The organism is Nostoc sp., assembly GCF_036917615.1.
Lineage (GTDB): Bacteria > Cyanobacteriota > Cyanobacteriia > Cyanobacteriales > Nostocaceae > Nostoc.
On the sequence record NZ_JBALCZ010000084.1, the window covers coordinates 38,968 to 63,348 of the forward strand.

The 24,381-nt window shown below is 43.9% G+C and carries 23 protein-coding genes and 1 pseudogene; 18 read left to right on the top strand and 6 right to left on the bottom strand.

The genetic code is table 11. The annotated features are described in order from the left end of the window. The first annotated feature begins 158 nt into the window (after window positions 1-158). The 4 genes from V7K85_RS30310 to V7K85_RS30325 all read left to right on the top strand — a co-directional run bounded on the left by V7K85_RS30310 (window position 159) and on the right by V7K85_RS30325 (window position 3,150). Window positions 159-1,778: a cyclic peptide export ABC transporter gene (locus V7K85_RS30310; RefSeq protein ID WP_334819453.1), complete on the top strand. Its 1,620-nt coding sequence runs from the start codon at window positions 159-161 to the stop codon at window positions 1,776-1,778. A 334-nt stretch (window positions 1,779-2,112) separates the two neighbouring features. Then, the gene (locus V7K85_RS30315) at window positions 2,113-2,490 is read left to right on the top strand and encodes a hypothetical protein (RefSeq protein WP_334819455.1); all 378 of its coding nucleotides are present in this window, start codon (window positions 2,113-2,115) and stop codon (window positions 2,488-2,490) included. A gap of 118 nt (window positions 2,491-2,608) precedes the next feature. Next, window positions 2,609-2,827, top strand: coding sequence for a DUF433 domain-containing protein (locus V7K85_RS30320; protein ID WP_334819745.1), 219 nt, complete (start codon window positions 2,609-2,611; stop codon window positions 2,825-2,827). Between the two features lie 83 nt (window positions 2,828-2,910). Continuing rightward, a complete protein-coding gene (locus tag V7K85_RS30325) occupies window positions 2,911-3,150 on the top strand; it encodes a hypothetical protein (protein ID WP_334819457.1) in 240 nt (79 codons plus the stop codon). A 298-nt stretch (window positions 3,151-3,448) separates the two neighbouring features. Here the strand turns inward: V7K85_RS30325 and V7K85_RS30330 are convergent, their stop codons facing one another. Then, window positions 3,449-3,892, bottom strand: a complete 444-nt coding sequence (locus V7K85_RS30330; RefSeq protein WP_334819459.1) for a TOBE domain-containing protein — start codon at window positions 3,890-3,892, stop codon at window positions 3,449-3,451. 94 nt (window positions 3,893-3,986) lie between these two features. Here V7K85_RS30330 and modA point away from each other — a divergent pair, with 94 nt between their 5' ends. The 10 genes and pseudogenes from modA to V7K85_RS30380 all read left to right on the top strand — a co-directional run bounded on the left by modA (window position 3,987) and on the right by V7K85_RS30380 (window position 16,806). After that, window positions 3,987-4,790 carry a molybdate ABC transporter substrate-binding protein gene (modA, locus tag V7K85_RS30335; RefSeq protein WP_334819461.1) on the top strand — a complete coding sequence of 268 codons (804 nt, stop codon included), beginning with the start codon at window positions 3,987-3,989 and terminating at the stop codon, window positions 4,788-4,790. A gap of 565 nt (window positions 4,791-5,355) precedes the next feature. After that, window positions 5,356-5,529, top strand: a pseudogene (locus V7K85_RS30340) (helix-turn-helix domain-containing protein); the annotation flags it as partial. Between the two features lie 4 nt (window positions 5,530-5,533). Continuing rightward, window positions 5,534-7,918 (top strand): PAS domain S-box protein, encoded by a 2,385-nt coding sequence (locus V7K85_RS30345; protein ID WP_334819463.1) that lies wholly within the window; start codon window positions 5,534-5,536, stop codon window positions 7,916-7,918. After that, the gene (locus V7K85_RS30350; protein WP_334819465.1) at window positions 7,915-8,391 is read left to right on the top strand and encodes a response regulator; all 477 of its coding nucleotides are present in this window, start codon (window positions 7,915-7,917) and stop codon (window positions 8,389-8,391) included. Before V7K85_RS30345 ends, V7K85_RS30350 begins: the two co-directional genes overlap by 4 nt. After that, a complete protein-coding gene (locus tag V7K85_RS30355; RefSeq protein WP_334819467.1) occupies window positions 8,388-10,355 on the top strand; it encodes a hybrid sensor histidine kinase/response regulator in 1,968 nt (655 codons plus the stop codon). Before V7K85_RS30350 ends, V7K85_RS30355 begins: the two co-directional genes overlap by 4 nt. Before the next feature lie 769 nt (window positions 10,356-11,124). Next, on the top strand, window positions 11,125-12,324 hold the full coding sequence (locus V7K85_RS30360) for an ABC exporter membrane fusion protein (RefSeq protein WP_334819469.1): 1,200 nt from the start codon (window positions 11,125-11,127) through the stop codon (window positions 12,322-12,324). Window positions 12,325-12,420: 96 nt separating this feature from the next. Further along, on the top strand, window positions 12,421-13,593 hold the full coding sequence (gene devC, locus V7K85_RS30365; RefSeq protein ID WP_334819747.1) for an ABC transporter permease DevC: 1,173 nt from the start codon (window positions 12,421-12,423) through the stop codon (window positions 13,591-13,593). A 133-nt stretch (window positions 13,594-13,726) separates the two neighbouring features. Then, on the top strand, window positions 13,727-14,419 hold the full coding sequence (locus V7K85_RS30370) for a DevA family ABC transporter ATP-binding protein (RefSeq protein WP_334819471.1): 693 nt from the start codon (window positions 13,727-13,729) through the stop codon (window positions 14,417-14,419). Window positions 14,420-15,209: 790 nt separating this feature from the next. Beyond that, window positions 15,210-16,145 carry a M23 family metallopeptidase gene (locus V7K85_RS30375; protein ID WP_334819473.1) on the top strand — a complete coding sequence of 312 codons (936 nt, stop codon included), beginning with the start codon at window positions 15,210-15,212 and terminating at the stop codon, window positions 16,143-16,145. Between the two features lie 121 nt (window positions 16,146-16,266). Beyond that, window positions 16,267-16,806, top strand: coding sequence for a late competence development ComFB family protein (locus V7K85_RS30380; protein WP_334819475.1), 540 nt, complete (start codon window positions 16,267-16,269; stop codon window positions 16,804-16,806). Between the two features lie 59 nt (window positions 16,807-16,865). Here V7K85_RS30380 and V7K85_RS30385 read toward each other — a convergent pair whose 3' ends face one another. Continuing rightward, window positions 16,866-17,837, bottom strand: a complete 972-nt coding sequence (locus tag V7K85_RS30385; protein ID WP_442940633.1) for a L,D-transpeptidase — start codon at window positions 17,835-17,837, stop codon at window positions 16,866-16,868. 97 nt (window positions 17,838-17,934) lie between these two features. After that, a complete protein-coding gene (locus V7K85_RS30390; protein ID WP_334819479.1) occupies window positions 17,935-18,087 on the bottom strand; it encodes a hypothetical protein in 153 nt (50 codons plus the stop codon). A gap of 29 nt (window positions 18,088-18,116) precedes the next feature. On the opposite strand from V7K85_RS30390, the gene V7K85_RS30395 reads away from it, so the two are divergent. From V7K85_RS30395 to V7K85_RS30405, 3 genes are all read left to right on the top strand, one after another. Further along, complete coding sequence (locus V7K85_RS30395; protein WP_334819481.1) at window positions 18,117-18,269, top strand: hypothetical protein; 153 nt, start codon at window positions 18,117-18,119, stop codon at window positions 18,267-18,269. 368 nt (window positions 18,270-18,637) lie between these two features. Then, a complete protein-coding gene (locus V7K85_RS30400; protein WP_181928358.1) occupies window positions 18,638-19,294 on the top strand; it encodes a sigma-70 family RNA polymerase sigma factor in 657 nt (218 codons plus the stop codon). A 157-nt stretch (window positions 19,295-19,451) separates the two neighbouring features. Further along, the gene (locus tag V7K85_RS30405; protein ID WP_334819484.1) at window positions 19,452-20,066 is read left to right on the top strand and encodes an anti-sigma factor family protein; all 615 of its coding nucleotides are present in this window, start codon (window positions 19,452-19,454) and stop codon (window positions 20,064-20,066) included. A gap of 16 nt (window positions 20,067-20,082) precedes the next feature. On the opposite strand, the gene V7K85_RS30410 is transcribed toward V7K85_RS30405, so the two are convergent. Continuing rightward, on the bottom strand, window positions 20,083-20,538 hold the full coding sequence (locus V7K85_RS30410; RefSeq protein WP_334819486.1) for a gamma-glutamylcyclotransferase family protein: 456 nt from the start codon (window positions 20,536-20,538) through the stop codon (window positions 20,083-20,085). A 176-nt stretch (window positions 20,539-20,714) separates the two neighbouring features. Here V7K85_RS30410 and leuS point away from each other — a divergent pair, with 176 nt between their 5' ends. Next, window positions 20,715-23,333, top strand: a complete 2,619-nt coding sequence (gene leuS / locus V7K85_RS30415) for a leucine--tRNA ligase (RefSeq protein ID WP_334819749.1) — start codon at window positions 20,715-20,717, stop codon at window positions 23,331-23,333. A 65-nt stretch (window positions 23,334-23,398) separates the two neighbouring features. On the opposite strand, the gene V7K85_RS30420 is transcribed toward leuS, so the two are convergent. Then, entirely contained in the window at window positions 23,399-23,947 is a 549-nt protein-coding gene (locus V7K85_RS30420; protein WP_334819488.1) for a hypothetical protein, read from the bottom strand. Between the two features lie 14 nt (window positions 23,948-23,961). Continuing rightward, entirely contained in the window at window positions 23,962-24,201 is a 240-nt protein-coding gene (locus V7K85_RS30425) for a hypothetical protein (RefSeq protein ID WP_334819490.1), read from the bottom strand. Window positions 24,202-24,381: the final 180 nt, after the last annotated feature.

Consider the following 24,381-nt stretch of genomic DNA (forward strand, 5'->3'; position numbering starts at 1 on the left):
GACAATTTATTGACATAATCAGCTGTAATTCCAACTAGCTTACCGTGATATTCCAGAAATTTTTAACTGTAAGATAGAAAACTTACCCTAGAAGCGCAACTTAAATTGGTCTGCAAACAACTATCTTGAAAATAGGGCATGGGGCATAGGCATCTATCATGAATTTAATTTATTTTCTTTTGCGTTCTTCGTGGGGGATGGTAGCGATCGCGATCGCTACGGGATTCCTGAGTGGTGGTAGTAGTGCTGGCTTGATTGCCCTAATTAGCCGTGCTGCAAGTAGCAGCTCCACTTCCCGCCTCACATCCATAATTTGGGGTTTTGCGGGGCTGGCAATGGTTGCCCTGATTACCAGTATCATTTCTCAAGTGATGCTGATTCGCCTTTCTCAGAATGCAGTTTTGCAATTACGGATGCGTTTGAGTCGTAAAATTCTCGCTTCCGAGTTGAGTCATCTGGAACGCTTAGGGAATTCTCGATTATTGGCAACTCTAACAGAAGATATTCAGGCGGTTGCTAATGCTGTTTATCAGATGCCTTTTATCTTTATTAATCTAGCGATCGTCCTGGGTGGTATAGCATATATAACCTGGCTCTCTTGGTTAGTACTGCTGATGGTTTGTGGAATTTCAGTAGTAGCGATCGCTAGTTGTCAGTGGCTACTCAATAGAGGAGGGAAATTGCTGGCCCTGGCTCGTGAAGATGAAGATCACCTATTTAAACATTTTCGCACCATTACCGAAGGAGTCAAGGAACTCAAGCTGAATTACAGTCGGCGTCAAGACTTTTTAGAAGAAAAACTGCAATCAACTGCTAACGAGTTCCGTGATCACAACGTTAACGGTCTAACCCTTTTTGCCACAACTTCAAGCTGGGGTCAACTAGTATTCTTTTTTGCCCTCGGTTTTGTACTGTTCGCGCTGCCTAATCTACTTACCATCAATCCCCAAACTCTCTCTGCCTACATTTTGATTTTGACTTATTTGGTGTTACCAATGGATAACATCATCAGCAAATTTCCCCTATTAAGCAAAGCCAGCATTGCCTTGCAAAAAATCGAGTCACTGGGTTTATCTCTAGCTAGTCGAACTGAAATATCGACTGTTCCACCTGCCCTTAAATTTGATTGGCACAGCTTGAAATTTAAAAGTGTTACCCACACTTACTACACAGATCAAGAAGACAATAGTTTTATCTTTGGCCCCATCGACCTGACACTCTATCCTCAAGAATTAGTTTTTATTGTCGGCGGTAATGGTAGCGGAAAATCTACATTAGCGAAACTAATTACCGGACTTTACATCCCTGAAAACGGCGAAATTTTGTTTGATAATGAGTTAATTAACGAACATAACCGAGAATGGTATCGCCAGCATTTTTCCGTGGTATTTTCAGATTTTTATTTATTTGAAGAACTTTTAGGATTAAAAAATTCTAATTTGGATACTCAAGCCACAAAATATTTAAAAGAACTGCAACTAGATCAGAAAGTGAAAGTTGAAAATGGGCAACTTTCTACAACTGCTCTTTCTCAAGGACAACGCAAACGACTAGCTTTGCTCACGGCGTACTTGGAAGATCGACCAATTTATCTATTTGATGAGTGGGCAGCTGATCAAGATCCAGTATTCAAGGAAATATTCTACACTCAACTACTACCAGAACTGCGATCGCGGGGCAAAACAGTCCTGGTGATTAGCCACGATGATCGCTATTTTCATTTAGCAAACCGAATTATTAAACTTGACTATGGACAAATAGAGTACGACAAAACTTAACCCAATACGCTAGGGTTAATATCGTTTCACTTTAATAATGATACAAATAGGTTGGTAGGGGCACAGCAATCTTCATTAGTGTCAACTTAAGCCAAAACCCCTTTAAAACCTGCTTAAGAGTCTCTGGCTCGAATGGCACTAAGCGTAGTGAAGCAATTACTCTTGATCGCAACGAAGGTTAAAAAACAACGAAAAAATTAGGATTTCGCGTTTGATTATTTCTTTGCAAAATAAAACAGTTCACCGAGTCTTTATACAATTTTTGATGTAATCACCGAGGATTTAAAAAAATATTAGGGTCAAGCTAAAAACAGCTAAACAACCCAAAAAATATATGTTCCTCAATAAAATTACAGCATTCATTATAATCACTGGAATTTTAATATCTGGAAGTGCAAATGCACAACAGGCTGAAAGATATAGATATTTGGGTACTAACAAAGCAGGTGAACCCATCCTGCTTGATACACAAGAAATTGAAGGAACTGAATTTAAGTTAATAACACATCATGCAAGCAAAATTTTTAAAATAACTTTTTATGCTGCATGTGGGGACTCTCGATTAACAATGACTAATATGGAAACTTACAGCGAGTCAGGGCAACTATTAGGACAAGATGAGACACCCGAAGAAATAACCTTTAAGTCACAATCTGCTAGTGGAATGGGAATGACCTATGTGTGTAGAAAAATAGGTGCAAGAGGTTGGTAAAATGGCTGTAAACCTTGCACAACAGGCGCATCGAGGGAGAGCGAACGCTGTGACTACTGCTTGAGTCAGGGCAGTTATTAGAATGAGATAGCCGACTTGCAATGCTTTTATAAGGGGGATAATGAGTCAGTCAGCAATCATTACCGCATCGCCAGATGTGATGAGTGGTACGCCAGTCTTCGCAGGAACGCGAGTACCTGTGCAAACCCTGCTGGATTATTTGAAGGCGGGAGATTCCATTGATGATTTTCTAGACGGATTTCCCACAGTGAAACGAGAACAGTTGATTGCTTTTCTGGAAGCCGCACAAGCGCAGATCCTGAAGCTGGTTGCATAGTTGTGAATATTTTGATTGACGAGTGTATTGACCGAAAACTGGCAAGGCAGTTGTCTGGGCATATTGTAAAAACGGTGCCATAGATGGGTTGGGCTGGCATCAAAGATCGAGAACTCTTGCGTTTAGCCGAAATTGAATTTGATGTGTTTATTACGGTGGATCGGAATCTACCGTTTCAGCAAAATTTGGCAGTTCTATATTTAGCTGTTTTGGTGTTGCAAGCACCATCGAATCGATTAGCAGATATGAGCGGGCTGATTCCTAAAATTTTGGCAATTCTCGACACACCACCAAAGGGTACAGCCACGGTGGTGAGTGAATAAAATATCATCTAGGTATTGAGCCGACACCGAAATCAAGATTGTGAAATTGACTCCGAAGCGAATGGCACTAAGAAAAACCCAAAGGCTTGTGTTGCCTCGTTAAAAGTCTTAAGACTCTTAATGTATTCCGAGAGGGTTGCTGCCTCTTGTCAAGAAAGAGGAGGCGGAACCTTCCAGGACGGGTTAAGAGTTTTAAGACTCTTAACCCGTCAGGGCAAGGGCTGTGTCATAACTTAGTGCTACTCGAGTCAGAGATTCTTAACAAGGTAATGTCTCAAATCATTCTCGCTACAACAGCCTATTCCCTGGCAATAACTATATCGTTGGACTTAATAACGGCATAAGCCTCTTTCCCCTCAAACAAATCCAACTCTTCTACCGAGACTCTGGTGATAATCGAAGTTAACTCAACTTTGTGAATAATCTCCAGCGTCACCTCACTATTAACAGCTCCGCTGACAACTCGCTTAACAACACCCTTCAGAATGTTGCGGGAGCTAACTTTGAGTGGTTTCTTTTGAATACTAGTTTCTATCTCAGGCTGTTGAGTGTAGATATCTTCCTCTTCTGTGTTTATGGTTGGTAGCAAATTTGATGGTGAAGAGTGTTGATTAAGACCACGTACCAGTTCTCGAAGAATCTCGGTCTTGGTTCGCTGAGACTGGCCACAAAACTCTTCCAAAATCTTTCGCTCCTCTTCTGAGGTTTGGAATGTGACCCACCCTTGTTCTTTTCTAGGCATAATTTTACCGATATAGTTGGGAAAATCTTGGTATTATTGTTACGATTCTACGTAGCATCAATTTTAGTAAAAAAACCTCTCAAGCACCTTTTCTATGAAAAGAAGACAAATTTTTGGCTTTCTGGGTATAGCATTTGCTGGCTTACTGCTAGCGATTGGTTTACCATTGGTTACTCCTTCTCCTGTAATAGCACAGTCAAACACCAACATACTCGTGTCAGCAGCTGCCAGCTTAAAAGATGCGCTGGAAGAAATTAAACCTTTGTACCAACAAAGTAAATCAAATATCAATATTAGTTATAACTTTGGGGCTTCTGGTGCCTTGCAGCAACAGATTGAGCAAGGTGCGCCAGCGGATGTCTTTATTTCTGCTGGCAAAAAGCAAGTGGATGCCTTGGAACAAAAAGGACTGTTGCTACCAGGTAGCCGTACTAACCTGGCAAATAACCGTCTAGTCTTGATTGTGGCTCAGGATGTTGTTGGCATCAGTAGTTTCTACAATTTAACAGATAGTAAGATTAACAAAATTGCGATCGGTGAACCCAGAAGTGTACCCGCAGGGCAATATGGGGAGGAAGTCTTAAATAAATTGAAAATTTATGATCGGGTCAAGTCAAAATTGGTCTTTGCTAACAATGTGCGTCAAGTTTTGGCAGCAGTAGAAAGTGGTAATGCCGAAGCGGGTTTAGTTTATGCCACTGATGCCAAAATCTCCAAGAAGGTAAAAATTGTAGTCGCTGCTGACGATAAGTCTCACTCACCGATTGTCTATCCAATGGCTGTGCTCAAGAGTAGTAAAAATACTTCTGCTGCCAAGGAATTTGTCCAGTTTTTATCTGGCAGTCAAGTCAAGATTATACTCAAAAAATATGGGTTTATGGTAAATGAAAGTGTTTAAGACCCGCAACGTCAACACCTAGCTCGTCCTGAACGGTTAGGCTTCGACTCCGTTCAGTTCTCCTGCGGGATCTTGCTACAATCAAAGTTTAAATAAAAGTCTGAAACTCTCTTGAATATGTGAATTTTGCGGAAAGTCTGAGCGCCAAAAGAGAGCGCTCAGACTTTCTAAGCATCCTCTGATCTCGACTTTACAATACGGTTCGGTTAAGATCCCCCCGCCTGCGGCGACCCCCGATAAATTGGGGGTAAAAGAGGGTTATGAGCAAGCCTTTTTAAGAGGGGTTGGGGGATCTTTAAGGACTGTGCAGCTTAACCGAACCGTATTGTGTTAGGGGGGATCAATAAGTGCCTAAAATCACAGCAAAAAACTTTTCAAACATCCTCTGAACTAATACGCTTCCGTTAGAGACGAAAACGGAGAAAATATTCCCTAAGTAAGAGACAAAGAATAGGACACCTGTCTTATCTTAATTATCCTATGGGGATAAAATACAGAAATGTCTGTAACAAAGCGGCTGGAAATTTTAAATTTAATTCCGGAGCTTCGGTAGCAACTCAATCTTTCTCCGAAACAGTTTGCTGTGAGATTAGGAGTTTCCTTTAAAACAGTCAATCGTTGGGAGAATGGGCATACAGCGCCTTCACAGATAGCGATAAAACTAATAGAAGAAATGTTACCGAAGATGGGTGAACCCGGCAAAAGACTGCTGAGTCAGTATTTTCCAGAAGCAGATTAGGGTTATGAGTCATAAAGTGAGGGCATCTGAACCCCAAAATATATTTGCTGGCGGTAGCGAAAAGAACACACTGATCCGGGAACAACTGCTGGACTATGCTATTGCTTTGTTATCTGTTGCCTTAGCACTGGCGGTAACTCTGCTGCTTAATCCATACCTGACCGCGACACCTGCGGCGCTGTTTTTTGCTGCGGTCATGGTGAGTACCTGGTACCGTGGCTTAGGGCCAGGGCTACTTGCAATCGTTTTGTCTACTTTGGCAATCAACTACTTCTTTTTCAAGCCCCTTGAGCCGCAGAACATTACAAATCTGAACAGATTAGTACCGTTGGTGGTGTTCATGCTGACAGCAGGGTTAATCAGTTCGCTCAACGAATCACGCCGCACAGCCCAACAAAAAGCTGAGGCGAGCCTGAAGTCCCTCCAGGAAAGTGAGGCAAGGTTTGATCGCTTAACAGAGGCCAATCAGGAAGCACTGCGGCAACGAGAAACACAACTTCACCTGATTACAGATACGCTGCCAGTTCTGATTTCCTTTGTAGATTCAGAACAACGCTATCGCTTCAACAATCGAGCATATCAAGAGTGGTTTGGGCATCCGGCGGCAGATATCTATGGAAAGCATCTTTGGGAAGTTGTGGGTGAACCCGCCTATGAAGGAGTTCGTCCCTATGTGGAACAGGTACTTGCAGGAGAGCAGGTGACTTTTGAAAGTCAAATGCCTTATAAAGATGGTGATACACGCTATATTAATGCTATTTTTGTTCCCCAGGTTAATAAACAGGGAACCGTTGAAGGTTATGCAGCGTTGATCACTGACATCAGCGAACAACAAGCTGCGCTACGCGAACGCAATCAGGCAGAAGCAGCGTTGCGTGAAAGTGAAGCCCGCTTTCGCCAGATGGCAGACACCGCTCCCGTACTGCTATGGATGTCTAGCACTAACAAACTTTGTTATTACTTTAATAAATTCTGGCTAGATTTTACCGGACGGACTCTGGAGCAAGAAATGGGCAATGGGTGGGCTGAAGGTGTTCATCCTGATGATTTTCAGCGTTGCTTAGATACATACGTTAATGCCTTTAATGCCCAACAAAAATTTACAATGGAATATCGCCTCAAACGCTTTGATGGCGAATACCGTTGGGTTTTGGATACTGGTGTACCATACTTGGCACCAACAGGGGAGTTTTTCGGCTATATCGGCTCTTGTGTTGATATCCACGATCGCAAGTTGGCACAAGTTGCGCTACATGACAGCGAGGAGCGATACCGAATTTTAACGGAAGTGTCGCCACAGGCTATTTGGATGGGCGATCGCCCTGGTGGTATTACCTATTGCAATCAATACTGGTCAGACTACACCGGACTGACAATGGAGCAAACCGCTGGCTATGGCTGGATTTATGCCATTCACCCCGATGACCGCGATCGCGTCTTAAAAACTTCGATGCAGGCTGTTGCTAACGCGATAAACTACGAAATAGAAATTCGCTTTCGTCAAGTTTCTGATGGGAGCTATCGTTGGCATATTGTGCGCGGTTTACCATTTCGAGATGCAGCCGGAGAAATTATCAAGTGGGTGGGCATCGCCAGCGACATTCACGATCGCAAAGTTGCCGAAGCTGCCCTACTACAACTGAACGAAATGCTGGAGCAACGGATTCAAGAGCGCACCCTCCAATTCCAAGCCGCCAACAAAGAACTGGAATCGTTTTCCTATTCAGTCTCTCACGACTTGCGAGCACCGCTTCGCCACATCGCCGGATTTATAGAATTGCTTCAGAAGCGGCATAGCTCAACAAGCTTAGATGAAATAAGTCAGCGCTATTTGGGGATAATCGCCCAAACTGCAAAACAGGCAGGAATACTGATCGATGAGTTGCTGACATTTTCGCGCATGGGGCGCACCGAAATGCGCTACATCAACCTGAATATGGAGCAACTGGTGCAAGAGATAAAACGCGATTTGCTCACAGAAACCCAAGGACGCATAATTCATTGGCAGATCGAGTCACTGCCAGAAGTCCAAGGCGACCCCTCCATGCTGCGGCTCGTGCTTCGCAACCTGATGGGCAATGCCGTAAAATATACCCAGACTCGAAACTCAGCAGAAATTACTGTTGGAAGTAGTGACAATGAAAACGAAGTTGTCTTTTTTGTCCAAGATAACGGCGTAGGCTTTAATATGCAATATGTCCACAAGCTATTCGGAGTATTTCAACGCCTGCATAGCGACTCACAATTTGAAGGAACAGGTGTTGGATTGGCAAACGTGCAACGCATTATTCATCGACATAACGGTCGAGTCTGGGCAGAGGCTGTAGTTGACAGTGGAGCCACCTTTTATTTCTCACTACCTAAGTTGTTGACAAAGGAGAGTGAATGAAAGAACTCAAGCGAATTCTGCTGATTGAAGACAGTGCCAACGATGCAGAATTAATCCTAGCTGCCTTGTCGGAAAATCATCTGGCCAACGAAGTGGTGGTGGTACGTGATGGAGAAGAAGCACTGGATTATCTTTATCGCCGAGGGTTGTTTCGGTTGCGAATGGAAGGCTATCCTGTTGTAGTGCTGCTTGATTTGAAACTACCTAAAATCGATGGACTAGAAGTACTGGCACAACTCAAATCTGACCCAGTTATGCGAGTGATTCCAGTCGTCGTACTCACCTCTTCCCGTGAGGAGCCAGACCTAGTTCGATGCTACGAGTTAGGGGTTAATGCCTATGTTGTTAAGCCAGTAGATTACCATGATTTTGTCGATTCTATTAAGGGTGTGGGACTGTTTTGGGCAGTGATCAATCAGCCTCCTGTTGGTGCTCTACCTCCGGCGCCTTATCGTCAACAGGAGAGGAAATGATGAATGTGCTCCGTTTCCTGCTTTTGGAAGACAGTCTGTTAGATGCAGAGCTAGCCCAAGCAATGCTAACTGAAGGGGGAATTAATTGCGAACTGATCCGAGTTGAAACCGGCGCTGATTTCTTAGCTGCTCTGGAATCAGAGACTTTCGATTTAATTCTTTCCGATTATGCCCTGCCATCTTTTGATGGAATTTCTGCTTTGGAAATTGCCCGAAATCGCACTCCTGAAGTTCCTTTTATTTTTGTTTCTGCCGCACTGGGCGAAGAATTAGCGGTCGAAGCCTTGAAGAATGGTGCAACCGATTATGTATTGAAGCAACGGCTAGGGCGGTTAGTTCCCTCGGTGCAACGGGCATTGCGGGAAGCTAAAGAGCGGCGTTCGCGCCAGCAAGCAGAGGAGTCTTTACAGAAGAGTGAAGCCAGGTATCGCAGAATTGTTGATACCTCTTATGAAGGAATCTGGTTGATTGACCAAGAAACCCAAACAGAGTACGTAAATCAGCGGTTGTCACAGATGTTGGGCTATCCGGCAGAAGAAATGCTCGGTCGTTCCATATTTGATTTTATGGATCAGGCTGATGGTATAGTAGCCCAAAAGAAACTGCAATGGCTGAAGCGAGAAGGGAGTGATCTTAAAGAAGGTCGATTGCGCTGCAAGGATGGTTCGTACATCTGGACACTGATTTCTGCTAGAGCGATTTTAAATGAACAGAGTGAGTTCTTAGGTGCGATCGCTATGCTAACTGATATCACCGATCGCAAACGCACGGAAGAAGAACGCGATCGCCTTTTGCAACTCGAGCAAAAAGCTAGGGAGGAAGCAGAAGCTGCTAACCGGATAAAAGATGAGTTTTTGGCGGTACTTTCCCATGAATTGCGATCGCCGCTGAATCCAATTCTTGGTTGGGCAAAACTGTTGCAGAGCCGTAAATTTGATGAGTTAGCGCTTCAAAAAGCACTGAGAACTATTGAACGCAACGCCAAATTACAAGCTCAACTAATTGAAGACTTACTAGATGTTTCTCGCATCCTCCAAGGTAAACTCAACCTCAACATGATCCCAGTCAATCTGGCATCTACCATTGAAGCAGCAATGGACACAGTGCGTTTGGCAGCAGAGGCTAAAACCATTCAAATTCAGACGATGCTTGACCCAATAGGGAAAGTTCTGGGTGATTCAGCCCGCTTACAGCAAGTCCTCTGGAATCTGTTATCTAATGCCGTCAAGTTTACAGCGCCTGAAGGAAAAGTAAATGTGCAATTGGAGTGCATCGACGCTCAAGCGCAGATTACGGTGAGCGACACAGGTAAGGGCATTCACCCTGACTTCGTACCTTATGTGTTTGACTATTTCCGTCAGGGTGACAGTACCACAACTAGAAAATTTGGTGGGCTAGGGTTAGGTCTAGCGATCGCTCGTCACTTGGTCGAGATGCACGGTGGAACTGTTTCGGCCGAAAGTCTTGGCGAGGACAAAGGAGCTATCTTCACAGTTAAGTTACCGCTGATCAAGGACGGGACAATAATCAAGGATGACACGAATAGCGATTCCTCAACTGAGGTTCCTGTTTCCTCTCCCCTAATGGGAATACAAGTGCTGATTGTGGATGACAATACTGATACCCGCGACTTTTTCAGCTTTGTGCTTGAGCAGTTTGGAGCGATCGTCACCGCAGTAGCATCAGGAGATGAAGCATTACAAGCGCTAACACAGTCAAAGCCAGATATTTTACTCAGCGATATTGGGATGCCAGAGATGAACGGCTATATGCTGATGCAACAGGTGCGAACACTGGAAGCAGAAGTAGGGGGAAAACAGATTCCAGCGATCGCTCTAACTGCTTATGCAGGCGAAATCAATCAGCAGCAAGCACTAACAGCAGGGTTTCAACAGCACATCGTTAAACCTGTAGCACCAGAGGAATTGCTCATGGCGATTTCTAATTTAGTCCAATCTACTTAGGTGTTTGTTAGAAACCTGGTTAATTTAAAATACAACTCAGGAAAATAACTTTTCGGAGTAAAATATATCACTAAAAATTATCTAGACATCAAATTTAAAGATATTTTTTAGGAATTTAAATTTATTTGTTTTTCATAAAAAAATATTTCCTTATGACTGAATTTGCCTGTTGATTGTTGGCGCTGTTACAACCCGAAATTTTGAAACCGTTTACTATACCTGAGTACTTTCAAAAAACCAAAGTAGTTCGTCAGGAACAGAAGTCTTTTAATATTGAAGAGTGGCTTTTTGTTATCAGTAAACAATTAAGACGTCAGTCGCCAGAATAAAGCCATGAATTCTGTACGCACTGGTGTATGAATCAAGGGGTTTAAAACTACCACTAAATCCTCCCTTGCGCGTCTTTATTCGCGCAGTGTCCTGTAGAACGTGAGTTCAATATGTCACACAAATCAAAAGACCTCTCCCTGATTTTACTACGCAAAACTTGTCCCTCTCCGACTCGGAGAGGGACAGACTTGAACTTTAGTTCAAGACAGGGAGAGGTTCGTCGAATTCACGTTGTAGGGAAGGAGAAGATTTAGTCGGGGTGCAAAAACACCGTTTATTCATCTGCCACTCGGACTCCAATTCATACTGAATTATGACTTATGAAATTTGTTTTGATAAATCAACAATAACTAACAAAGGAACTAAAAATTAGCAAAGAGGTAAGGAGAAAAACTTAATCTATTTAGTTTTTTCTGCGCCACTAGTTAAGAGGTAATCTATGGTGCGAAACTCAAAGCTAGGGTACAGAACGTTCCCTAAGTTTATTCTGCGTCCATCCGTTGCTATAGGTATAATTGCATCTTTATTGGTTGGCGGAATAAGTTTTTATATAGTAAAACGCTGGCAAAATTATGCAAATCCAGAGGCACAAGTGCCAGCAACACAATTGCCACAGTTAAAAACAGTAACAGCTTTAGGACGGATTGAACCACAAGGAAAGGTAATAAAACTCTCTGCTGCGGTGTCCGCAGAAGGAAGTCGGGTAGAAAAGTTGTTAGTGAAGGAGGGGGATAGGGTAAAAGCAGGACAGGTGATTGCGATTTTGAACAGCTGCGATCGCTTGCAAGCAGCATTAAAAGAGGCGCAGGAACAAGTGAAAGTAGCCCAGGCAAACCGAAACCGCATCCGAGCAGGTGCCAAACCCGGTGAAATTGCCGCCCAAAAAGCTGCGATCGCCCGCCTAGAAGCAGAACGCCAAGGTGATATTAATACCCAAGCAGCGACAATTGAGCGATTACAAGCCGAAGTGCGTAACGCCCAAGCAGAAGACGAACGCTATCAGCAACTATCTCAACAGGGCGCAATTTCCGCCTCTCAAGGGGATAACAAGCGTTTAAACTTGGAAACCGCCCAAAAAAGCCTGCAAGAAGCACAGGCACAGTTAAATCGTACTCAATCAACTAGCCAGCAACAGATCAAAGAAGCCACAGCAACACTTGATGAAATCGCCGAAGTCCGAGGAGTGGATGTAGAAGTTGTCCAAGCAGAAGTCAATCGTGCCGTAGCAGCGATGAATCTAGCAAAAGCCAATTTGAAACAAGCTGAGGTGCGATCACCTCAAAATGGACAGATATTCGAGATCCATACCTATCCTGGCGAATTAGTCTCAAATGATGGCATTGCTGATATCGGACAAACCAACCAGATGTATGTCATAGCCGAAGTCTACGAAAGCGATATCGGCAAAGTGCATTCAGGGCAGCAAGTGCGAATATTTGGTGATTACCTCCCGATTAAATTGCAGGGAATCGTAGATCGCAAAGGCTTGCAAGTGCGACAGCAGAATGTCATTAACACAGATCCCGTCAGCAATATCGACAACAGAGTAGTGGAAGTCCATATCCGATTAGATGAAGCCTCCAGCCGAAAAGCTGCCACCTTAACCAATATGCAAGTTAAAGCAGTAATTGAACTATGAAAAGGGCATGGGGCATTGGGAATGGAGACATAAGGTGGATGAATCCAGTTCTAACTCTCCCCTGCCTCCTTACGCCCTCACTCTCCACTTCTTATGATGCAATTGATCAAACAACTACGACGGCGAACACCTTTAGGATGGCTACAACTGAATCATGAAAAAGGCCGTCTTTTAGTGGCATTGTCAGGCATTGCCTTTGCGGATCTTCTTATGTTCATGCAGCTAGGCTTTCAAACTGCGCTGTATGACAGTAATACCAGACTACATCGCAGTTTGCAAGCAGACATTGTTTTAACCAGTTCCCAAGCCCGTAACCTGCCAAGCTTGTCTACGTTTTCTCGTCGGCGACTTTACCAAGCAATGGATATACCAGGGGTAAAGTCGGCGGAACCAATGTATTTCAACAACACAATCTGGAAGAATCCCCAAACACATCGTGAAACGGGGGTATTAGTTATCGGCTTTAACCCAGACAAGCCAGCTTTTGACTTACCAGATGTTAACCAGCAATTGCAAGCGATCAAAATGCCGGATACCGTCTTGTTCGACCGTGGTGCAAGAGGAGATTATCAAAAAGCGATCGCTCAAATTGACCAAGGTAAAACCCTAACCACCGAAATAGAACGGCGCACAATTACCATTAGTGGCTTATTCCAAGTCGGGGCTTCCTTTGGCTCTGATGGCAACTTAATCACCAGCGATCAAAACTTTTTGCGGCTATTTTCTGGGCGACAGTCCAGCAGTGTCAGTCTAGGTTTGATTCTTCTTAAACCAGGCTATGACCCGAAAAAAGTGGCAGCTATGCTCAAAGCCTACCTGAGAGATGATGTCAGAGTATTAACCCACGCCGAATTTATTGAATTTGAGAACAATTTCTGGAGAACAAATTCCCCAATTGGGTTTATTTTCAGTTTGGGTGTATCGATGGGCTTTGTGGTGGGCGTAATTATCGTCTATCAAGTCCTCTCCACCGATGTAAATGCCCATGTTCGGGAATACGCCACCTTCAAAGCAATCGGATATCGCAATTATTACCTGCTAGGTGTGGTGCTTGAAGAGTCCTTGATCTTGGCAGCACTGGGCTTCTTCCCCGGATTAGGAGTGTCCTTAGCACTTTACCAACTGACTCGCACTGCCACAAATTTGCCCATGTATATGACTGCGATTCGGGCATTGCAGGTATTGGTGCTGACTATCATTATGTGTGCAATTTCCGGTGCGATCGCCACCCGCAAACTCCAAGCCACCGACCCCGCTGATATGTTTTAGAAATGGGCATGGGGCATAGGGCATTGGGCATTGGGATAGATTAACAATCCCGAATCTAAAATCGTTCGACTGAGCGAACGCAAGAGCGTCTCTAAGAGTTGCCGAAGTCCAAAATCAAAAATCCAAAATTGTTATGCTTCCCGTCATCTCCATTCAGAATCTCAACCAGCATTTTGGTCACGGCTCACTCCGCAAGCAAGTTCTATCTAACATCAACTTGGAGATTAACGTCGGTGAAATTATTATCATGACCGGACCCTCTGGTTCTGGAAAGACTACCTTGCTGACCTTAGTGGGTGGGTTGCGTTCTGCCCAATCTGGTAGTTTGCGGGTGTTGGGACGAGAACTTTGTAGTGCTAGTGCTGAAGAACTAGTACAGGCGCGACGCCATAACGGTTATATTTTCCAAGCACATAACTTGCATGGTAGCTTAACGGCACTCCAAAACGTCAAAATGGCTTTGGAATTGCACAAATATCTTGGGTTAAAAAAGATGCGAGCTAGGTCAGCCCAAATGCTAGAACAGGTAGGATTAGGAAATCATTTGCATTACTATCCTGATAAATTGTCTGGGGGACAAAAACAAAGAGTAGCGATCGCCCGCGCCTTAGTCAGTCATCCTCAAATAATCCTAGCGGATGAACCCACCGCCGCCCTTGATAGTCAATCGGGACGAGATGTAGTCAATCTCATCCAAAAACTGGCAAAAGAACAACGTTGTACCATCTTGATGGTTACTCATGACAACCGCATCCTAGACATTGCCGATCGCATTGTTCACATGGAAGATGGCAAACTCAAGTCAAAAGTAAACCTATCAGTCTAAAGTTGATCAACCCATTCCATTATTTAGAGTTGATTTATCAAGTAAATCTTAAGTGTGACCTCGCAAAACTAAATTTGTGCATTATTTATATTTATGGTTTTTTGGGGCTAAAGCGCTTACCCTTCTCCTGACAAAGACGCGCAAGGGACGGGTGACGCTCGTAAGCATTGCGTAAAGCCTGGGACATGGCAACTCTTAGAGACGCTGAACGCTTAGAGCGACTGTGCGTAGCGTCTGACTCGTTGGCATAGCCTCTGGTAGAGAAGACAGGGTTGGAGCCGCTCTCTACGAGACGCTTTGCGAACACTACGAGCGGATTTGAAGATATTTACATTATTTAATATAGTTTGATTTCTCCTCGCCGACTTACTTACCTAGTTTGCGTAATTTCCCTATAGCGATTTTAACCTAACAGTGTGATATTAGTGTCCAGTTGAATAAGTGTCCTGTTGATTCCAAGATTTAGTTTAAGTATTCTTATGTAATGGCTGTAACCACAACGAGTTTTTTTTGTTGCTTAACAAGTGACACCTATGGCAAGTCACGAGAGCGTTTTTGCCATCAATATAGTTAAATTTTATGCTGATTGCTAATGTCCTATACCTTGGTTATTAGAGTTAAAATCAATTCTCTAAAATTACAGTTTAAATAATTCGCCCTTCCAATCCATAAGTTACTGGAGGATTTCCTAACATTTATGGTTTTCAATAACATCGGCTTCAAACAGGAAACACTAGTAGTAATAAGCTAGTCTATTTTCCAACACAAGCAAGGGATTTTTTGTAGCTCTATGATTATTGAGAATAGCGCTAGCAGTTCAAACAAAAAGTTGTTCGGTTCTAATGTCAAAACTTTGACAGCCAATCGCCGTGCAATAAATGTGTTATTGGGAATATTTGCTGTTCTCCCTCTCACCTTGGCATTGCCTGTAGACGCTTTACAAGTAAAGGTGAGTCCAACTAATCCTAAATTAGGGGATACACTATCGGTGCAGATTAATTTAAATAATCCGGAAAATGGTACAAATCCAACAGTAGCTAGTGGTAAGAATACATACCCAGCGTTTGAAATTGCGCCCAATCAGTATCGGGCTTTTGTTCCCACAACTCCACTAGAAAAAGCTGGTACTAGAACACTTCGGGTTGCAGGAGATGGTCAGGTACAAAACTTAGCTGTGAATGTGCTTAATCGCAAGTTCCCCGTACAACGCATTACTTTGCCACCTGGCAAAGCCGGAGTGGATGCCACAGAATATGAACTTAAGCGCGTGGCAGCTTTTAAGGCGTTACAAACACCACAAAAGTATTGGAATGGAGTATTCCTAAAGCCAAATGCCGGGCGGATGAGTACAAACTATGGTGTACGACGCTACTATAATGGTACATTTGCAAAAGACTACTATCATCGTGGCCTTGACTACGCTGGTGCTGCCGGTTCACCAGTAATTGCCCCAGCCGCTGGGCGAGTTGCTTTGGTAGGTAGGGTATCCCAAGGATTTCGGGTACACGGTAACGTAGTTGGCATTGACCACGGTCAAGGAGTAACTAGTATTTTCATGCACCTGAGTCGGATTAACGTTAAAGAAGGTGACTTTGTGAAAGCTGGTCAACTAATTGGCGCAGTAGGTTCAACAGGTGCTGCCACGGGGCCACATTTACACTGGGGTCTGTATGTCAACGGACAATCTGTTGATCCAACACCTTGGCGAACTAAGGTCGTTAACTAGTAGAAGCGGAGTTGATCGCGTCTGTGCATAATTTTTGTTTTTTTTGCTGAGAATTAGGAAAAATAAATTGGATTGATACCGTCCCTACCTTGCTTGGCTAACATAAATGATGATAAGCGTTATGAGTATCGAAAAAATTGTAGAACAAGCTCTCCAGGATGGTTTTTTGACACCAGCAATGGAAGCAGAAGTCGGTAGAATCTGTGACAATGCCTCGGAACTCTCAATTGAAGAGTATATGGCGCTGGATCGGCTAATGGGTGCGCTATTAACTGGTGAGGTAGTGGCGGTACCTCGCAAACAATTCATTAACGTCATGGAAGAATTGGTACTAACGGAAGCGATCGCCCGAGTCGCAGAAATTGAAGCCACTAGTGAAAGTTCTCTGGATGTCGGGGATATTGCTGCTTACGCTCTCAATCGGCTACCACCTTTGTATGCTACTACAGAAGAAGGTGCTAGCTTCCAGCGCCAAACAGCTCAGGCACAACTGCAAGAATTAATTTCTCAGCAAGTAAGTGAGGCGATTAACCGTTACCTTGATCGACCCAATTTCTTCCCAGAACGGCAAGCCTTGGGCAAAAACACTGGCAATGAAGTTGTACGCCAAGTTAGTGCTTTACTCCAAGCATACGCACCTAACTTTGAGCAAAAATTATAACTTTAAGAGTCATTAGTCATTTGTTTTAGACAAAAGACTAATGACCAATGACTCTATAATTAATCACGTACTAACACTGTTGTCCCTAAACTCACTTGCTCATACAACAATCTGACATCAGAATTACGCATTCTTAAGCAGCCGTGGGATACAGCCGTTCCTACCAGGTCAATATCCGGCGTGCCATGAAAGCCAATTTCATTCCGTCCATCTGACCAAAAACCAATCCATCTGTCTCCCAAGGGACTATCCGTACCAGCCTCAAATACTTTGCCAGTAATCGGGTGCCGCCAAATTGGATAATGTCGCATGTGGATCACCTGGAAAGAACCTGTGGGCGTTTCCCAACCTTTTTTACCTACAGCAATAGGGTAGCTGGCTATCACCTCATCTCCTGCGTATACATAGGTACGGCGATCGCTTAAATCAACCACTACTTGCCTCTTGGCATTTGCCAGCCGATTAGATGGTATTTGTTGGGCTGAAGCCTGAGACCATAGAGTTTTTGGCCAACTATCCGCAACTGGATTTTGTGTTTCTGCTTGCGCCACCAGCCGCGTCTTAGTTGGGAGGTCGGTTGCTTTCGCTACATTATTCTTAATTATTTTCGACTTAGTTTGAGGCTTAATACCAGAAGACATGAGTGTAGGGGTTCTTTGAGCAATTGGGCGCCGAGAAGTTCCTTTGGCTGCTTTGTTCTTAATTATTTTCGACTTAGTACCAGATCCAATAGCAGAGGACTTTGGTGTAAACGCCCTCTCGGCAGTTGAGCCTTGGGTGACTTCACCAGAGGGCACAGATGCACCCAGCACAATTTCCCCTAAACTCACTTGTGAAAGATTCTTGTAGACTCCCTCTGGGCGGCTTCCCTTAGGATTGCTTAGGGTAGCATCTCGCCGCATCGAAGTAGATGCAGACTTCTCAGACTGCCCTTGGGCCGTAGTAATGCGCCAATGGACAGCTAAAGATAAAAATGCTGTGCCAAAACAAAGCAACATTACCATACGCCCTACAGATTCGTTTCTTACCATTGCCATCGCCTATTGTTTATCCCTGACATATCCAGCCGAGCAATTGGATGCGTTCATCATCCGATTATCAAAAATTTATCAATACTTATCATTTCCGTTATAAATCTGCCAACACCTCTGGGCAAACTAAGACTATGCGAATTGTCCCAGCAGCAAAACTCCAAGTGACCAATCTCATTCCTCCAAAGTTCTGGGGGTTGTAAGCCAATACTCGGACTTTCTGGTGGAACTTTTGAAATGTAGCAATCAATCATTAATGGTGTAGGTGGGAGAAAAACCATGTTTGAAAAACTATTGCTAGCAGTCACAATTACATTTTCTCTCAATTTCTTTATTCAAGTTCGCGTACCAGAGCAACATAACTCTGGTGCTATCTACGGGCCACAACCAGAACAATCAGCAACTATGCTAATCACAAAATCAAAAAAATAAATCACCATTATAGTAACCACAGCAACCCAACTTCCAGAAATTATTGCCTGAATTTTAAAGGGATCAAGAAGTGAAAATTACAAAATTTTTATCTTCATCCTTATAACCAAATTTAATTATTTTTATCAAGCGTATATACTCAGTTGCTAAAAGTACCAAAATGTGCATATTGCTGCGCCTTTGTTAGTTGATGAGTGCAAGGGCAACTATGCGAACAGTATAAGGAAAAAGTGGCTCTCCTTATTGCTATAAATGTATCCAAAATTGTATGCCTCAGTGTTCCAGTCAGAAATCCGTCACCTTAGCATGGAACTTCTGTCCCATTAGCAGGTCTAATAGATAGGGATGATTTAGAGCCAGTACGATCTATGAGTCAGTCGATCACTGTATCCTGGTCAACGGTTGATGCAAAGTATCCAGAAGCATCAGTGCAAGTTGACAAACTCCCTAACCACGATTTAATTTTGCGCTGCCAAGCGGGACTGCGACCAGATCGTGTTGCGTTTGCAGAACTATTACGCCGCTATCAAAGTCAAGTTGATAGAGTTCTATACCACCTGGCTCCAGATTGGGCTGACAGAGCCGATTTGGCTCAAGAAGTTTGGATTCGAGTGTATCGGAATATTAACCGATTACAAGAGCCTGCTAAATTTCGGGGCTGGTTAAGCCGCATTGCCACCAACTTGTTTTATGACGAGTTGCGGAAACGTAAGCGGGTTATGAGTCCTTTGTCACTGGATGCTCCCCGTTCATTAGAGGACGGCGAGATGGATTGGGAAATCGCCGGCGATACCCCAGGTCCGGAAGAAGAACTGACAACTAGAGAATTTTACGAGCAACTGCGGGAGGCGATCGCGGATTTACCAGAAGTGTTTCGTACTACTATTGTCCTCAGAGAAATCGAAGGCATGGCATACGAAGAAATTGCCGAAATCACTGGAGTTTCCTTAGGAACTGTGAAATCAAGAATAGCCAGAGCTAGATCGAGGCTGCAAGCTCACTTGCAGAATTATTTAGACTCCTAATTTACACGATATTGCCTCTGCCCAATGGCAGAATTGAAGCATAGATTAAGAATTCCCATAAAGACGTAGATCGCTTCTGCCCTGAGGAGGAAAATTGGCTAATTTTCCCCAAATTCCCGCCCAGTTTACCCGTGTATGAATTGGTAATAATGTTAAGATGACTACTGATTCTCAGTTTTACGACCGTTCTGCTTTGCAACTTCCTCAAGATTTGCCAGATGGAATGGCCAATCATACCAATGAATCAACGGGTCTTATGGATATGGTGAAGCGCGATCGCTTCGAGTTATTGAGTGCTTATCTCGATGGTGAAGTCACGGCTATAGAACGCAAGCAAGTAGAAGAATGGCTGGCAAATGATGCCTCAGTTCAATGCTTGTATGCCCGACTTTTAAAGCTGCGCCAAGGCTTGCGGACTCTCCCAGTGCCAACAGCCCAACAGTCACCAGAAGCAAGAGTTCAGCAAGTATTGACACGTTTGCGCCGCCGTTCCCGTTTAAACTGGATGGTGGGAGGTGCAGCCGTCGCTGCCTGTGTGATCGGCGCAGTATCTGGCTTAGTACCTGGTGGTTCGAGGACATCGCAACTGGCACAACGACCACAAATAGAACCAATACAAACGTCCTCAGTGTCTATGGTTCCACCTTCCCCTCTGATGGTGGGACTAAATAACCCGGTAATTGAAATTCCGAAAGCAGCAGTAGCCTCTCCAGAAAATTCAATCTATCAGGTACAGCCGCAACGGCATGACCCCAAACAGGACATAAACTAATTGCAAAGTTAACAGTTCACAGATCATAACTGTACTTTGCAGTTAAACCACAGCCGCTCCACCAGCCGTCAGGTTGGAGGAAGCCTCCTAATTGGTTAACTCGCTCTAGAGTCATTAAATAAACCCAAGTCCAACCCAGAGAGAGCGACTGTGGCTCATAAACCTCGATCATTTGTCGATTATAGAGGTTTTCTGGTGTTTGTCTATTGGGCTGGTAATCTTCCAGCACATCTAGCTCATTTAAAATCCTTAGGTTAGAAAAAGAGAGTAAATATCCATAAACTTGGCTATCCCCTAGCGTCATTGCTGGGTAGCCCATTGGTAGAGCAAACAATTTACCTTGTACAAAAGCTCTTTTGACATCTACTACCTTGCCAGCACAGTATCTTTTATAGTTAGCTTCACCTGGTTTAAGTGTGCCGTAAACAAAAACCCACACCAAATCAGAAAATTTTATATTTGATTCAACCATCTAAACCTTCATCAAGTGACTCTCGCTATATCTGAAAGGCTAACAGTTTGGGCATAATTAGGCTGATGCTCAATTAGATAAATCTGAGTAGTTGACTTACAATATAGGTTAACCTAACAGGTTGACCTCCAAATATGGAGGCGAATAGGATTACAGACCCAGTAGGAGAATTTTTGGTGGATTCCCGATATAACCCAGCAGCGATTGAGGAAAAATGGCAAAAAACATGGGTAGAACTTGGCTTAGATAACACACCTACAGCTAGCAACAAGCCAAAATTTTACGCTTTATCCATGTTCCCTTATCCATCAGGCAGCCTACACATGGGTCACGTCCGTAATTATACAATTACCGACGTGATTGCCCGCCTCAAACGAATGCAAGGGTATCGGGTAATACACCCAATGGGTTGGGATGCCTTTGGCTTACCAGCAGAAAACGCCGCCATTGACCGTGGTGTGCCGCCAGCAAAGTGGACTTATCAAAATATTGCCCAGATGCGGCAGCAATTACAACGTCTTGGTTTATCGATTGATTGGGAATGCGAACTTGCTACCTGTTCACCAGACTATTACAAGTGGACGCAATGGATTTTCTTGCAGTTTTTGCAAGCGGGGTTAGCTTACCAAAAAGAAGCAGGGGTAAACTGGGACCCCATTGACCAAACTGTATTGGCAAACGAGCAAGTCGATAACGAAGGACGTTCTTGGCGCAGTGGGGCAATAGTTGAGCGTAAATTATTGCGGCAGTGGTTTTTCAAGATTACCGACTACGCCGAAGAATTGCTCAATGACTTGCATAAATTGACAGGTTGGCCGGAACGCGTCAAGTCGATGCAGGCAAACTGGATTGGTAAATCGACAGGCGCTTACTTGGAATTTCCGATCATTGGGGTAGATGAAAAAATCGGCGTGTACACCACACGCCCAGATACCGTTTATGGTGTCAGTTACCTAGTGTTAGCACCAGAACATCCCTTAACAAAGCGCGTCACTACAAAAGAACAACAAGCGGCGGTAGAAGTCTTTATTAAAGAGGTTTCCAATCAAAGTGAGTTGGAACGTACCGCTGAAGACAAACCCAAGCGGGGTATCCCAACTGGTGGGGTGGCAATTAACCCATTTACAGGGGAAGAAGTCCCTATTTGGATTGCTGACTATGTACTGTATGAGTATGGTACTGGGGCAGTGATGGGTGTACCAGCACACGATGTCCGGGATTTTAAGTTTGCCAAAAATTACGATTTGCCAGTTGATTTTGTCATCGCTTCCCCAGATGATGTTGCAGGTTTTGACTTAACTCCAACATCAGAGATAGATGAAATTACACAACTCATCCAAATTGACTATAACGAGGCATACACTGAACCAGGAATTTTAATTAATTCTGGGCCTTTTACTGGTATGACTTCCACAGATGCTAAACAAGCAATAATTGAATACGCCGAAAAACAAGGTTTTGGTAAAGTGCGCGTGCAATATCGCTTGCGGGATTGGTTGATTTCGCGGCAGCGTTACTGGGGCGCACCGATACCTGTAATTCACTGTCCTAGCTGTGGGATAGTGCCAGTTCCTGATAAAGATTTACCAGTCCAGTTGCCGGAAGAGGTGGAATTTACTGGACGTGGCGGTTCACCTTTGACTCAGTTGGAAAGCTGGGTAAATGTGCCTTGTCCAACTTGTGGCACTCCGGCGAAGCGGGAAACCGACACGATGGATACTTTTATTGATTCCTCGTGGTATTTCTTGCGCTTCCCTGACGCTAAAAATGAACAACAGATTTTCGATTCCAGTAAAATTAACGACTGGATGCCAGTGAATCAGTATGTAGGTGGAATTGAACACGCAATTTTACATTTGTTGTATTCGCGATTCGTCACTAAGGTTCTGCAGGACAGAGGTCTGTTAAACTTTGACGAACCCTTCCAACGCCTGTTAACTCAAGGTATGGTGCAAGGTTTAACTTACTTAAATCCCAAAAAGGGCGGTAAAGATAAATGGATTCCTTCTAATCTGGTCAATTCAGCCGACCCCCGTGACCCCCAGACAGGTGAACCATTGCAACGTCTCTACGCCACCATGTCTAAATCAAAAGGCAACGGTGTAGCACCAGAAGATGTAATTGCCAAATACGGTGTAGATACAGCGCGAATGTTCATCTTATTTAAAGCGCCGCCAGAGAAAGACTTGGAATGGGATGAAGCCGATGTGGAAGGACAATTCCGCTTTTTAAATCGGGTTTGGCGTTTGGTGACGGATTATGTTGCGGCTGGGGTATCCCGTAAGAAAGCCCAATCTGATTTAACTAAGGCAGAAAAGGAATTGCGGCGGGCGATTCACACCGCTATTCAAGCGGTGACAGAAGACGTGGAAGAGGAATATCAATTCAACACAGCTATTTCCGAATTGATGAAGTTGAGTAATGCCCTAAGTGATGCCGACGGCAAGAATTCACTAATTTATGCAGAAGGTATTCGGACTTTGGTGGTATTACTAGCACCCTTTGCACCACACATTGCTGATGAATTGTGGCATTTATTGGGTCAAAGTGATTCAGTTCACACTCAAACTTGGCCATCATTTGATCCGGCTGCTTTGGTCGCTGATGAAATCACTTTAGTGATTCAAATTATGGGTAAAACTCGCGGCGCGATTCAAGTACCAGCACAAGCAGATAAAGCAGCGTTGGAGAAATACGCCCGTGAATCAGAAATTGCCCAGCGTTACATCGAAGGCAAAGAGATTAAAAAGGTAATTGTGGTGCCTGGAAAGTTGGTGAATTTTGTAGTTAGCTAAGAGTAGAGGGAAGAGAACACGGTAGGCGTTCATGCTGACCAACCATTGCTAAATCACATCTGAATTCATAACTCTGTATTCCTATTTTTTAATGCCCGATTGCGATACCAAGCGGGGAAGCGTATTGTCATCAAGATGGCGATCGCAACCAGGACAATGTGTAGAATCGTAGAAACGTTGAGCGGCAGCAGCCAACTGATCAATGCACTCAGCGCAAAGGCAATCCCCCAGGTCAGGGTAAGAATCTGATTCACGCGAATAAAAATAGGACTATTCCAATGTTCTTGAGTAACTTGCTCACGGGCATACTGAATCGTAAATGGGATACCCACGAGTAAGGAGCCAATCGCAATCACCGCCAAGGCACCGTCAGCAAAAAGTCCTGGATGTTGCGTGATGAAAGGATGCCGCAAGTAAACACCCACAACTAGAACGAAGGCAAAAAAGACAACCGTACACCAATCTAAAATGAAGCCTTTACGTAAATTTTCACGTCCAAGAATGAGCGTCAGGACGAGTGCAATAATTGCCCCGTGGAGGATACCACTCTCCCCTCTGTTTGCCAACACAGAATAAATGATCCAGGGTAAGAACCCTAAGATAACTCTTTTCATCGTGTTTATTCTTCCTAATGTCTGAGCAATGGACTTTGTATATTCAGAGAGTGGCAGACCGAATTCGATCTATCCCGACATCTCCTACCTGTAATTTCAGCTACTTGCTCTACTTTCATTGGTTTTTCTGGTCGACTCAACAGACGAATGACTAACCATCGGCTGCGTTCTTTTACGTCTCGACAACGACGGTAGCGTTGGGTCAACTCTGCATAATCCAAATCAGGAAAGATATTCATCCGAGTACGAAGCATCGCTGTACACCGATTTTACTTCCTCTAAATAATACTATCTATTACAACTTGGTATTAGACGGAGAGTACACATTGCTAAATCATTTTTTGCCCGTTTCCTACAAGTGCTACTAAATCGATTTTTAAATCAATTTTGCGACCATTGCCTTTGCGGTTATCGTAAGGATTTAAATCGTGTTT

Coding starts and splice junctions, on each gene's coding strand:
- V7K85_RS30310 (WP_334819453.1), top strand. CDS start 159: ATGAATTTAATTTATTTTCTTTTGCGTTCTTCGTGGGGGATGGTAGCG.
- V7K85_RS30315 (WP_334819455.1), top strand. CDS start 2,113: ATGTTCCTCAATAAAATTACAGCATTCATTATAATCACTGGAATTTTA.
- V7K85_RS30325 (WP_334819457.1), top strand. CDS start 2,911: ATGGGTTGGGCTGGCATCAAAGATCGAGAACTCTTGCGTTTAGCCGAA.
- V7K85_RS30330 (WP_334819459.1), bottom strand. CDS start 3,892: ATGCCTAGAAAAGAACAAGGGTGGGTCACATTCCAAACCTCAGAAGAG.
- modA (WP_334819461.1), top strand. CDS start 3,987: ATGAAAAGAAGACAAATTTTTGGCTTTCTGGGTATAGCATTTGCTGGC.
- V7K85_RS30345 (WP_334819463.1), top strand. CDS start 5,534: ATGAGTCATAAAGTGAGGGCATCTGAACCCCAAAATATATTTGCTGGC.
- V7K85_RS30350 (WP_334819465.1), top strand. CDS start 7,915: ATGAAAGAACTCAAGCGAATTCTGCTGATTGAAGACAGTGCCAACGAT.
- V7K85_RS30355 (WP_334819467.1), top strand. CDS start 8,388: ATGATGAATGTGCTCCGTTTCCTGCTTTTGGAAGACAGTCTGTTAGAT.
- V7K85_RS30360 (WP_334819469.1), top strand. CDS start 11,125: ATGGTGCGAAACTCAAAGCTAGGGTACAGAACGTTCCCTAAGTTTATT.
- devC (WP_334819747.1), top strand. CDS start 12,421: ATGCAATTGATCAAACAACTACGACGGCGAACACCTTTAGGATGGCTA.
- V7K85_RS30370 (WP_334819471.1), top strand. CDS start 13,727: ATGCTTCCCGTCATCTCCATTCAGAATCTCAACCAGCATTTTGGTCAC.
- V7K85_RS30375 (WP_334819473.1), top strand. CDS start 15,210: ATGATTATTGAGAATAGCGCTAGCAGTTCAAACAAAAAGTTGTTCGGT.
- V7K85_RS30380 (WP_334819475.1), top strand. CDS start 16,267: ATGAGTATCGAAAAAATTGTAGAACAAGCTCTCCAGGATGGTTTTTTG.
- V7K85_RS30385 (WP_442940633.1), bottom strand. CDS start 17,837: ATGGTAAGAAACGAATCTGTAGGGCGTATGGTAATGTTGCTTTGTTTT.
- V7K85_RS30395 (WP_334819481.1), top strand. CDS start 18,117: ATGTTTGAAAAACTATTGCTAGCAGTCACAATTACATTTTCTCTCAAT.
- V7K85_RS30400 (WP_181928358.1), top strand. CDS start 18,638: ATGAGTCAGTCGATCACTGTATCCTGGTCAACGGTTGATGCAAAGTAT.
- V7K85_RS30405 (WP_334819484.1), top strand. CDS start 19,452: ATGACTACTGATTCTCAGTTTTACGACCGTTCTGCTTTGCAACTTCCT.
- V7K85_RS30410 (WP_334819486.1), bottom strand. CDS start 20,538: ATGGTTGAATCAAATATAAAATTTTCTGATTTGGTGTGGGTTTTTGTT.
- V7K85_RS30420 (WP_334819488.1), bottom strand. CDS start 23,947: ATGAAAAGAGTTATCTTAGGGTTCTTACCCTGGATCATTTATTCTGTG.
- V7K85_RS30425 (WP_334819490.1), bottom strand. CDS start 24,201: ATGCTTCGTACTCGGATGAATATCTTTCCTGATTTGGATTATGCAGAG.